The organism is Streptomyces sp. NPDC028991 (assembly GCF_055564775.1).
Window position 1 is genome coordinate 297,441 of the sequence record NZ_JBVHVP010000006.1, and the last position, 9,341, is coordinate 306,781.

Here is a 9,341-nt window from a genome sequence, read left to right on the forward strand (position 1 = left end):
TAGCCTACGACTCGGTAGTTGAGCCCTTCAGGGAACAGTCCTTGCACCGGCCGAAGATCGCGAAGTGCTTCAGGTCGGTGTCGAAGCCGAACTGCTCCCGCAGCTTGGCGGTGAACTCGGCGGCCACCGACAGATCGGCCTCGATCACGTTGGTGCAGTCCCGGCAGACCAGGTGGATGTGGTGATGCCGGTCGGCCAGGTGGTAGGTGGGCGCACCGTGCCCCAGGTGGGCATGGCTGACCAGCCCTAGCTCCTCCAGGAGCTCCAGCGTGCGGTACACGGTGGAAATGTTGACCCCCGACGCCGTCTTCCTCACTTCGCCGAGGATGTCGTCGGGGGTCGCGTGCTCGAGGGTGTCCACGGCTTCGAGCACCAGCTGCCGTTGCGGCGTCAGCCGGTAGCCGCGCTGCCTGAGGTCGCTCTTCCAGTCGGTGCTCACCACACCCACGAGTCTAGGGTGTGTCGGCCGCGGGCCTACTTGAAGAAGGCGATCCCGTCGTCGGGCATGTCATCGGGCAGGGCCTTGGCCCAGCGCTCGACGTCCTCCGGGGTGACGACCTTCTTCAGGTGCGCCGACATGTAGGGGCGCAGTTCGACCTCGGGGGTCTGCTTCTCGCCGACCCACATCAGGTCGCTCTTGACGTAGCCGTACAGCCGCTTGCCGCCGGTGTAGGGCCGCGAGGCGGCCGTGCGGGCCACGGCGTCCGTGACCAGGTCGATCTGCGGCTTCTGGTCGGCCATCTCGCCGTACCAGATCTCGATGACGCCGTCGTCGCGGGTCATCGTCACCTCGACCTTGCGGTTCGCGTCGATGCGCCAGAAGCCGTGCTCGGACTCCAGCGGGCGGACCTTGTTGCCGTCGTTGTCCAGCACCCAGCTGTGCGACCGGTACTCCAGGAAGTCCCGGCCGTCGTGGGTGAAGGAGACCTCCTGACCGAAGTTGCACTTCTCGGCGCCCGGGAAGTCGTGCACACCCGCGCCCGCCCAGTCGCCCAGCAGGAAGGCGAGGGGGACGAGGTCCTTGTGGAGGTCGGACGGGATCTCGATCATGAGCGGTACTTCCTGGCGTCGGTGATCAGCGCTGGCCCTGGTACAGCTTCTTCACGGTCAGACCGGCGAAGGCGAGAACGCCGACGCAGACCAGGACCAGCAGGGCTTCGAAGAAGATCTCCACGGGGTGCTCCTTGAGCGGGGGGCATACGACAGGGCCGCCCCCAGCTTACGCGGCCCCTTCCGCCGCTTCCCGTCGGACTCCGTCCACGAAGGCGGCCCACGCGGGGGCGGCGAACAGGAGCGCGCCGCGAGCGGGGTCCTTGCTGTCCCGGACGGGGACGAGGGAGGGGAGGTTGTGGGCGACCTCGACGCAGTCGCCGCCGCTCGTGTTGCTGTAGCTGCTCCGGTGCCAGGTGGCGGTACGGAGAAGATCGTCGGAGACCTCGACGCACTCGCCGCCGCTCGCGTTGCTGTAACTGCTCCTGCGCCAAGAGACGGCGCTCAGATCGATGGCTCGCACGGCGCTTCCTCCAACGTCCGCAGGATGAAATCGCGCGACTCGGCGGGTGACAGTGCCAAGTCACGCATCGCATCGTACCTACGTTGCAGCAGCTCAACTGAGGCGTTTTCCTCCACGAGTTCACCGCGCAGGTCGTTCTCGGTGTAGGCGACCACGCGGCCGCTGGGCAGCCGCAGGAACATCACAGTGGTATTCGTCAGCCCATGCCGCCCCGCACTGAACGGCAGCACCTGGAGGGTGATGTTCGGGCGCTCGGCCATTTCCGCCAAGTGAGCCAACTGCTCTCGCCACGCCCCCATGTCGCGCAGCCACGTGCGCAGCACCGCCTCGAAGAGAATGGCGCGAAACGGCGGCGGAACCTCCCCCTCCAGCACTTGCCGGCGGCCGAGGCGCGCCTCGACCTGCTGCTCCAGTTCAGAGCCCTGGAGCCAGCCTCCGGCAAGCGCCTCGCGCGCGTACCCAGCAGTCTGCAGAAGACCCGGCGGTGTGCTTACCGCGTAGTGCCACAGGCTGATCGCCTCGGCCTCCAGGATCATGTACCGCCGGTACTGCTCCCGGAACTGCGTCGGGTCGGCCACCGCCAGTTCCCACAGGGTGAGCAGCATGCCGCCCGTGCCGTAGTACTGGTCCAGCGCCTCGACGATCTCCGGGCCGCCCAGGGTGTGGCCGTTCTCCATCTTTCCGAACTGGGACGCGTCCCATCCCACCGCCTCCGCCACGCCCCGCAGGGACACGCCCCGCGCGTGCCGGAGCAGCCGCAGCTCCTCCGCGAACCGCGCCCTCGGCTCCTGACTGCGACCCGTGATCGCCCTCCGCTGCGGCACCGCACCCCTCCCGGCTGTGGAATTTGTGGAATTTGGAGCGCCCGTTGTGGCACTAGCGGCCGTTTTGGGCTTGGCGACCCCCGGCGTGGGTCATGCTCGTACTGCCCAGCACTACGCAGAGTAGGGCAACTGTCGCATTCCGTACAGACGTTGACGTAAGGGAGCGGACCCGTGAGAACAGAACCGGCCACCTTCGAGCCCGGCACCGTGCTCTACGACCACGCCACCGCCAAGGTCGGTGAGTACCGGGGCCGCAGCGGGCCGCGTGCGATGCTCCGCCCGCTCGGCGGCGGCCGGGAGTGGGAGGCGGAGCCGGCCGCGCTGCGCCCGGCGACCGACCGCGAGCGCCTCGGGGCGAGCCTCCGCGCCGCGAACGAGCGCACCCAGGCCACGCCCCCGGCCCCCGGCGATCCGGGCAGGCCGCCCGTGCCGGTCCCCGGCTGCGAGGCCTGCGCCTGGCTGGCCGACCGGCGGGAGGCCGCTCGGGCGGCGTTCGACCACAGCGCGGTGACGGACGCGAACGTCCTGCTGCGCCAGCACCAGCGCAAGGAGCACGAGGCATGAGCTACGACGGCGGACTGCCCTACGAGGAGTGCGCGCGGGCGCAGCGGCTCTCGCCGCGCCGGGACCGGACGCCCCTCTCCCCCGGCTATGCGATGCCCCCGTTCCACCCGGCCCACCCGCCCCGGCCCGCGCCGAAACACGCGCCGGGGCACGGGTCCAGCCCTCGGTCCAGCCCCCGGTCCAGCCCTCGGTTCCGGCCGTACGTCAGGCTGGACGGCGCCACGGTCAGCGGCCTGCTCACCGTCCTGTGCGTCGCGACGCTGCTGGTGACGCTCACCGTCGCCGTCTGAGGCCGCCCGCGCGGGCTACTCTTCCGGCATGGCGAAGAAGCTCGTGATCAAGGTGACGGCGGGGGCGGACGCACCCGAGCGGTGTTCTCAGGCGTTCACGGTGGCGGCGGTGGCCGTGGCCAGCGGGGTGGACGTGTCGCTGTGGCTGACCGGGGAGTCCGCCTGGTTCGCGGTGCCGGGACGCGCCGCCGAGTTCGAGCTGCCGCACGCCGCGCCGCTGCCCGACCTGCTCGACTCGCTCCTGGCGGGCGGCCGGGTGACGTTGTGCACCCAGTGCGCGGCCCGCCGCGACCTCACCGAGAAGGACGTCCTCGACGGCGTACGCATCGCGGGCGCGCAGGTCTTCGTCCAGGAGGCGCTGGCCGACGACACGCAGGCCCTCGTCTACTGAGCGGTCTGTTACTGAGCGGTCTGTGTCCACGGGCGGAGAGGGCGCCCGAGCGCACACAGGGCCGGCCCCGGCTTGTTCGGCCGGGGCCAGGCCCGCGGTGCGAGGTACACCGACCGGATCAGCCGAGGAGTCTTCCCTGGAGGGCGACCGCCTGCTGGAAGGGCACGGCCGCCGCCTCGCCCTTGCGGCTCTGCAGGACGACGGCCAGCACGTCCCCGGCGCCGAGGTACGCCTGCCTCACCTGCTCGGCGCCATACGGCTCGGGCTCGATGTAGACCGAGTGGTCCAGGTCGTCGCTCACGGCCTTCACCGGGAACCCCTCGTCGGGAACGCTCTCGTCCGTACCGCGCACAACGTAGGCGGGCCCGCTGTACGACGCGAGGTGGCGGTTGCGCAACTCGTCCACGACAGCCGCGGTGTCGAATTGCAGCAGGTAGATCCGCGTATGAGTGCCGTCGGACGTGGTCCAGCCGCGAGCGGCGATGTGGCGCAGTCCGAAGTCGACGAACAGTTGCCGCAGTTCGCCGTGCTCCGACGCGTCCCGGTACTCCTTGAGGAACTCATCCGTCGCCAGCCAGCCGTCCTTGCCTCGCAGGGCCTTGTCCGGCTTGGCGCCCTCGGGAGCGGGCAGCACGAGTTCCCGCAGATCCGCATAGTGGGCGCCGGCCGGATTGGCCTGTGCGAACGGTCGGGGACTGCCCGCCGGCAGCGCCGGCATTGTCAGCTCGGGGTACGTCCAGCGCCCATCCGTCCGGGTCGCCAAGCCCGGGACGTCCGTCCGCTCCATGCGCGTGACGCCGTACGCCGTGGCCGATCCGACCGCGGCGAAGACGGCGACGGCCGCGGTCCAGCGCAGCACGCCGCGAAGCACCCGACGGTCCTTCCTCACCGCGGCAGGTACCGCCACGGTCGTGGGCTCCGCGTCCGGCGGCACGACGCCGGGCACCATGGGCGGCGGGGCAGGCTGCTCGGCCTGTGCCGTCTGCTCGGTCACACCGCCTCCCCGGTCCCGCCGATGCGGTCGAGCTGCTCGGTCAGCAGCGCGACGACGCCCTTGGTATCGAACGGCCGCACTCCTTCGGCGGTGGCGGAGACCAGGACGTCTCCCTGGTAGGCGTTACAGAACATGATGTCGAGCTCCTCGCCCGACTCACCCGGAAGACGGTGACAACGGGCGTTTTCGTGGCCCTTGATGCTCGGTCCCGCCTCGAAGCCGCCCAGAGCTTCGAGGAACTCGTTCCGCGTGGTCGCGCCCGAACTGGCCGCGCCCTTGTTCATCCGGGCCAGCACGACGGTCAGCGTGGCCGCACCGGTCTGCTCGCCGTTGCGCAAGCCCCCCGTCGTGGCATAGCTGCGCATGGCCACACCCTTGATGTGCCGACGGTCGATCTGCTTCTCCAGCTCTCTGCGCTGTGAGCGAGGCAGGTCGCTCAGCGACTCCTTGGCCAGGGCAGCCGCATGAGCGCCGCTCAGCGCGACGTCGGCCCCGAATTCTCCGAGGTCGGGACCCCGTGTCCACTCGTCAGGCCGGTACGGCACCAGAGCCCCGGACAATCCGGTCGCCGGTGCCTTCTTCTCACCGTCGGTCGCGAGACGGGGCAGTGTCCAGACGGGTGTGCCGGCATTCCGATCGGCGTCCTTGACCGCGTCGACCGTGTACCCGGTGACGCCGGCGACCGCGGCGATCAACACCACCCCGGCCGTGACGGGAGCGGCCCACCTCCGGCGTCCCGCCCGCTCATCCGGAACTGGGGCGTGGGACCCGACGACATCCACGTCGGAGGCGGGAGCGGCCTGTTCGTTCTCGGTCACAGCCGCTCCATCTGTCGCTTTGCCAGATCCGCGATCAGCTTCTTACCGACCCGCTTCGACCCGGTGATCAGGATTTCCATCTGGATGTCGCCCCGCCAGGCGTATGCCTCAGCGAGATACACCTGCTGCCCATAGCTCCTCTCGGGCTCCGGCAGGTTGTGGACGAACACCTCGCCGTCGCCGGTTCCGGGAATCGCCCATCTGTCGGTGTCCCGCGTCCACCCGGCCCAGTGCCGGCCGGTGTCACTGGCCTCGACTGCTGCCAGGACCTCCTCCTGATGGAACTGGATCAAACGGATCTCGACGTTGTAGGAGTCGCCGACGGCCCAGCCGGCGACCGCCGCACGACGGAACTCGTCATGGATGTACTGCGCGAACTTTTTGCCCGTCTTCTGGTACTTCGCGGCATAGCTCGCGAGGTCCATCCAACCGTCGAAGCCCTCTAGCCACTCGGCCTCCCGCGCCCCGCGCGGCTTCTTCAGCAGGAGTTCGCGCAGGTCGCCGTCCGTGCGTACGCGACGGTCCTGAGCGGCCGGAAGCGGCCTTGGCGTCCTGTCGGCAGCCGGTGGTGACAGGGGCTGGGCCAGTGATGGCAGCTTCGTCGGCCGTCGGTCGGCCTGTACGAGGTAACCGCCGCAGGTGCCGGCGACCAGCCCCAGCACGGCGGCGGTGGAGATGAGCAGCGTGGTGCGCCCGCGTCGCCGCCGACGCGGTGCGGATTGCTCAGCCTCCTCGTCGGGTGACGCGGGCGCGAGCGCGGGCTGGTCGGTTTCGCCCCGGCGTGCCGACGACGCCCCGGCATCCCCTTCGGGTGCCGTCGATGCCCCAGCTTCCTCTTCCGATGCCAAGTCGTCCCTCCACGGAACGTTGTGCAGAAATTCGATCAAGCGTGCGCACAGGAGACCTGCGCCCCGGCTCTGGGGTTGCGACGATCTTGATTACGATTCGGCCATGGCGAAAAAGGTCGTGGCAGGAGGCGGGGACATGCCTGCCATCCTGCCCGGCCGCCGAACCCGAGGCTCGGGCTCAGTGCGGACGCTTCCTGCCGTCCAGCTCGTCCCACCACTCGTCGGACTTGGGGTCGCCGGAGGGGTCGTCCCACCAGCGGTCGTCGGGGCCGCGGCGATTGGCGACCACGGCCGCGAGCGGGGGGATGACCATGGCGACCACGCACATGGCGACGGCCGCGGGGACCGACCAGAGACGCACGACTCCCCAGGCCAGGACGAACAGGGCGATGCAGATGCCCATCATCACGAAGTAGCGATGCCGCCGCCGCGCGTACATACGTCCCAGGGTAGGTCCGGACATGCCGGAGGGCCGCACCCCGGGCGTCCAACCCGTGGGGTGCGGCCCTCCGGCCGTCGCTCGCCGCCTGCCGCCTGCCGTCAGACGGCGATGGCGACCTCCGCCAGCCCGCCCTGCTGGGCGACGACCGTGCGGTCGGCGCTGGCGCCCGGGACGAGCGCCCGTACGGTCCAGGTGCCCTCGGCCGCGTAGAAGCGGAACTGGCCCGTCGCGGAGGTCGGAACCTCCGCCGTGAACTCTCCGGTGGAGTCCAGCAGACGGACGTAGCCCGTCACCGGCTCGCCGTCGCGGGTCACCTGACCCTGGATCGTGGTCTCACCGGGCTTGATCGTCGAGGCGTCGGGGCCGCCGGCCTTCGCACCGCACATGTCGTACTCCTGAGGGGTTGAGAGGGGGCGGACTTACTTGTTGGCGCCGAGCTCGATCGGCACGCCGACGAGGGAGCCGTACTCGGTCCAGGAGCCGTCGTAGTTCTTGACGTTCTCCACGCCCAGCAGCTCGTGCAGGACGAACCAGGTCAGGGCCGAGCGCTCACCGATGCGGCAGTAGGCGATGGTGTCCTTGGCCAGGTCGACCTGCTCGTCGGTGTAGAGCTGCTTGAGCTCGTCGTCCGACTTGAAGGTGCCGTCGTCGTTGGCGTTCTTCGACCACGGGATGTTGCGGGCGGACGGGACGTGGCCCGGGCGCTGCGACTGCTCCTGGGGGAGGTGGGCCGGGGCGAGCAGCTTGCCGGAGAACTCGTCGGGCGAACGGACGTCGACCAGGTTCTGCGCGCCGATGGCGGCGACGACGTCGTCACGGAAGGCGCGGATCGCGGTGTTCTGCGGCTTGGCCTTGTAGTCGGTGGCCGGGCGCTCGGGCACCTCGTTGCCGTCGACCAGCTCGCGGGCGTCCAGCTCCCACTTCTTGCGGCCGCCGTCGAGGAGCTTGACGTTCTCGTGGCCGTACAGCTTGAAGTACCAGTAGGCGTAGGACGCGAACCAGTTGTTGTTGCCGCCGTAGAGGACCACGGTGTGGTCGTTGGAGATGCCCTTCTTCGACAGGAGCTTCTCGAAGCCCTCCTGGTCGACGAAGTCGCGGCGGACCGGGTCCTGGAGGTCCTGGGTCCAGTCGATCCGGATCGCGTTCTTGATGTGGTTCTTGTCGTACGCGGACGTGTCCTCGTCCACCTCGACGATCGCGATGGACGGGTCGTCCAGGTGGTCCTGCAGCCAGTCGGCGTCGACCAGTACGTCGCTGCGGCTCATGTTTCTCCTCCGGGGCAGTTGGCGGCGGGGCGTGCGGTGAGAGGGTGTGCGCGCTCATGCCGGGACGGCGCGCGGGCGCCCTGGGCAGGGCGGTGAGGGGGCACGGACGGCGGCGTCGCCGGCCGGCTCAGAAGGTGCGACAGAGCATGGCGGCAACGCGGCACAGGTCCACTGCCCGCCGCTTCGTGAGATCCGCCTGTCGCTTCATGGCTCCGATCGTAGGGACGGACAGCGGGGCGTGTCACCGGCGTGTCGCATCCTGAGACGGGATCGTCCGCGATGTGGGATGAGAGCGCCTCCCGAGGCATCGCCGAGCGCGACCCGGGCCGGGGTGCTCGCCGTCGCATCTACGGTACGGACGGTGCCGTCTCGCCTGTCGGACGGCGAGCGTCTGCCGCCCTGACCGGCACCGCGTCGGCGCAGGCAGAGGCGTCCGTACCGCACCCGCACCGGCACCCGCACCGGCACCGGTCGTCCGTAGGCCCGGCACCTGTCACCGCGGCTCCGGCGGCCGACCGTCGTCCTACCCGGCAAGCTCGACGTTCGAACCCTTCACCGTGATCTCGACGCCGTCCTTCGCCGCCTCGACCCTGTCCAGCTCGATGCCGCCCGGCAGCTCGTCGATGGTCTGCTGGAAGTCGGTGATGGCCCGGATCCGGGACTCGGCGAGCTGCCTGCCGCCTATCTCCGGCAGTCCGTCGGCGACGACCTCGACGTCGTTGTCCTTGACCGTGACCGAGCTCAGCACCTCGACCGGCTCGGGGACCTCGACGCCGAGCACCGTGGCCTGGAGCGACACCTTGATCTTGCCGTTGCCGCCGTCGGAGAGGCCGATGACCTTGGCGGTGATGCCGGGCGCGATGTCCGTGGGCTCGGACTTGGTGGCCTTCATCAGCTCGTCGTAGCCGATGAGCGCGGTGCCGGTGGCGGTGGCCGCGGTGGCGGAGCTGTAGTCGCCGGAGAACTCGACGCCCTTCATGTTCGCGCGCAGGCGGTCGATGCGGATCCTCTCGCCGCCGTTGCCGGTCGAGGCCTCGTAGTCGTCGATGCCGATCTCGACGTCGTCCAGCTCGCCCCCGGCGACCTGGGTGAGGAAGGGGAAGCCGTTGATGGAGACGTCCGGCGTCGAGGGCAGGCTCTCGGTGGTCCGCAGCTTGTCCGCCACCTCGTCCTCCGCGAAGTTGACCGCCACACGGTCCGCGATCACGAAGAGCCCGCCCAGGATCACGACGATGATCAGCAGTATTCGCAGTGCGCGCATGCGGTGGTCCCCAACCCTGGGCGTTCGACGACGGCGGTCCCCGACGGCCGGCGGCCGTCCAGCGCGAGGGTAACGCGGCGGGGAAGGGCCGCCGGGATTTTGTCGATCAGCTGTGACAGGGGCCCGCGGCC

Annotated in this window: 15 protein-coding genes; 3 read left to right on the forward strand and 12 right to left on the reverse strand. The window is 69.9% G+C overall.

What is annotated here, in order from left to right; translation table 11 throughout:
• Positions 1 to 4: 4 nt before the first annotated feature.
• The 4 genes from ACZ4V1_RS16320 to ACZ4V1_RS16335 all read right to left on the reverse strand — a co-directional run bounded on the left by ACZ4V1_RS16320 (position 5) and on the right by ACZ4V1_RS16335 (position 2,337).
• Positions 5 to 442, reverse strand: coding sequence for a Fur family transcriptional regulator (locus tag ACZ4V1_RS16320; protein ID WP_121747840.1), 438 nt, complete (start codon positions 440 to 442; stop codon positions 5 to 7).
• A 32-nt stretch (positions 443 to 474) separates the two neighbouring features.
• Positions 475 to 1,050, reverse strand: a complete 576-nt coding sequence (locus ACZ4V1_RS16325) for a heme-binding beta-barrel domain-containing protein (RefSeq protein ID WP_468335539.1) — start codon at positions 1,048 to 1,050, stop codon at positions 475 to 477.
• Between the two features lie 169 nt (positions 1,051 to 1,219).
• Positions 1,220 to 1,513 (reverse strand): DUF397 domain-containing protein, encoded by a 294-nt coding sequence (locus ACZ4V1_RS16330; RefSeq protein WP_468335542.1) that lies wholly within the window; start codon positions 1,511 to 1,513, stop codon positions 1,220 to 1,222.
• On the reverse strand, positions 1,495 to 2,337 hold the full coding sequence (locus tag ACZ4V1_RS16335; protein WP_468335545.1) for a helix-turn-helix domain-containing protein: 843 nt from the start codon (positions 2,335 to 2,337) through the stop codon (positions 1,495 to 1,497). The genes ACZ4V1_RS16330 and ACZ4V1_RS16335 overlap by 19 nt, the downstream gene beginning before the upstream one ends.
• A gap of 171 nt (positions 2,338 to 2,508) precedes the next feature.
• Between ACZ4V1_RS16335 and ACZ4V1_RS16340 the strand changes: the two genes are divergently transcribed.
• The 3 genes from ACZ4V1_RS16340 to ACZ4V1_RS16350 are packed head-to-tail and all read left to right on the forward strand — an operon-like array spanning position 2,509 to position 3,582.
• Positions 2,509 to 2,901, forward strand: coding sequence for a hypothetical protein (locus ACZ4V1_RS16340; protein WP_468335548.1), 393 nt, complete (start codon positions 2,509 to 2,511; stop codon positions 2,899 to 2,901).
• The gene (locus tag ACZ4V1_RS16345; protein WP_468335550.1) at positions 2,898 to 3,191 is read left to right on the forward strand and encodes a hypothetical protein; all 294 of its coding nucleotides are present in this window, start codon (positions 2,898 to 2,900) and stop codon (positions 3,189 to 3,191) included. The genes ACZ4V1_RS16340 and ACZ4V1_RS16345 overlap by 4 nt, the downstream gene beginning before the upstream one ends.
• A 28-nt stretch (positions 3,192 to 3,219) precedes the next feature.
• The gene (locus ACZ4V1_RS16350) at positions 3,220 to 3,582 is read left to right on the forward strand and encodes a DsrE family protein (protein WP_468335553.1); all 363 of its coding nucleotides are present in this window, start codon (positions 3,220 to 3,222) and stop codon (positions 3,580 to 3,582) included.
• A gap of 118 nt (positions 3,583 to 3,700) precedes the next feature.
• Here the strand turns inward: ACZ4V1_RS16350 and ACZ4V1_RS16355 are convergent, their stop codons facing one another.
• The 8 genes from ACZ4V1_RS16355 to ACZ4V1_RS16390 all read right to left on the reverse strand — a co-directional run bounded on the left by ACZ4V1_RS16355 (position 3,701) and on the right by ACZ4V1_RS16390 (position 9,210).
• Positions 3,701 to 4,576 carry a hypothetical protein gene (locus tag ACZ4V1_RS16355; protein ID WP_468335556.1) on the reverse strand — a complete coding sequence of 292 codons (876 nt, stop codon included), beginning with the start codon at positions 4,574 to 4,576 and terminating at the stop codon, positions 3,701 to 3,703.
• On the reverse strand, positions 4,573 to 5,274 hold the full coding sequence (locus ACZ4V1_RS16360; RefSeq protein WP_468335559.1) for a hypothetical protein: 702 nt from the start codon (positions 5,272 to 5,274) through the stop codon (positions 4,573 to 4,575). Before ACZ4V1_RS16360 ends, ACZ4V1_RS16355 begins: the two co-directional genes overlap by 4 nt.
• A 116-nt stretch (positions 5,275 to 5,390) precedes the next feature.
• On the reverse strand, positions 5,391 to 6,281 hold the full coding sequence (locus ACZ4V1_RS16365) for a hypothetical protein (RefSeq protein WP_468335562.1): 891 nt from the start codon (positions 6,279 to 6,281) through the stop codon (positions 5,391 to 5,393).
• 139 nt (positions 6,282 to 6,420) lie between these two features.
• On the reverse strand, positions 6,421 to 6,681 hold the full coding sequence (locus ACZ4V1_RS16370; protein ID WP_468335565.1) for a DUF3099 domain-containing protein: 261 nt from the start codon (positions 6,679 to 6,681) through the stop codon (positions 6,421 to 6,423).
• A gap of 101 nt (positions 6,682 to 6,782) precedes the next feature.
• Positions 6,783 to 7,070 carry a DUF1416 domain-containing protein gene (locus ACZ4V1_RS16375; RefSeq protein ID WP_100569102.1) on the reverse strand — a complete coding sequence of 96 codons (288 nt, stop codon included), beginning with the start codon at positions 7,068 to 7,070 and terminating at the stop codon, positions 6,783 to 6,785.
• A 33-nt stretch (positions 7,071 to 7,103) separates the two neighbouring features.
• Complete coding sequence (locus ACZ4V1_RS16380) at positions 7,104 to 7,949, reverse strand: sulfurtransferase (RefSeq protein WP_468335568.1); 846 nt, start codon at positions 7,947 to 7,949, stop codon at positions 7,104 to 7,106.
• Positions 7,950 to 8,076: 127 nt separating this feature from the next.
• Positions 8,077 to 8,157, reverse strand: coding sequence for a putative leader peptide (locus ACZ4V1_RS16385; protein WP_350310325.1), 81 nt, complete (start codon positions 8,155 to 8,157; stop codon positions 8,077 to 8,079).
• A gap of 315 nt (positions 8,158 to 8,472) precedes the next feature.
• Positions 8,473 to 9,210 (reverse strand): LmeA family phospholipid-binding protein, encoded by a 738-nt coding sequence (locus tag ACZ4V1_RS16390; protein WP_468335571.1) that lies wholly within the window; start codon positions 9,208 to 9,210, stop codon positions 8,473 to 8,475.
• Between the last annotated feature and the right edge of the window lie 131 nt (positions 9,211 to 9,341).

What these genes read in the sequence shown, in the direction of transcription:
- ACZ4V1_RS16325 (WP_468335539.1), bottom strand. Translation starts at nt 1,050, where the DNA reads ATGATCGAGATCCCGTCCGACCTCCACAAGGACCTCGTCCCCCTCGCC.
- ACZ4V1_RS16345 (WP_468335550.1), top strand. Translation starts at nt 2,898, where the DNA reads ATGAGCTACGACGGCGGACTGCCCTACGAGGAGTGCGCGCGGGCGCAG.
- ACZ4V1_RS16350 (WP_468335553.1), top strand. Translation starts at nt 3,220, where the DNA reads ATGGCGAAGAAGCTCGTGATCAAGGTGACGGCGGGGGCGGACGCACCC.
- ACZ4V1_RS16370 (WP_468335565.1), bottom strand. Translation starts at nt 6,681, where the DNA reads ATGTACGCGCGGCGGCGGCATCGCTACTTCGTGATGATGGGCATCTGC.
- ACZ4V1_RS16375 (WP_100569102.1), bottom strand. Translation starts at nt 7,070, where the DNA reads ATGTGCGGTGCGAAGGCCGGCGGCCCCGACGCCTCGACGATCAAGCCC.
- ACZ4V1_RS16380 (WP_468335568.1), bottom strand. Translation starts at nt 7,949, where the DNA reads ATGAGCCGCAGCGACGTACTGGTCGACGCCGACTGGCTGCAGGACCAC.
- ACZ4V1_RS16385 (WP_350310325.1), bottom strand. Translation starts at nt 8,157, where the DNA reads ATGAAGCGACAGGCGGATCTCACGAAGCGGCGGGCAGTGGACCTGTGC.
- ACZ4V1_RS16390 (WP_468335571.1), bottom strand. Translation starts at nt 9,210, where the DNA reads ATGCGCGCACTGCGAATACTGCTGATCATCGTCGTGATCCTGGGCGGG.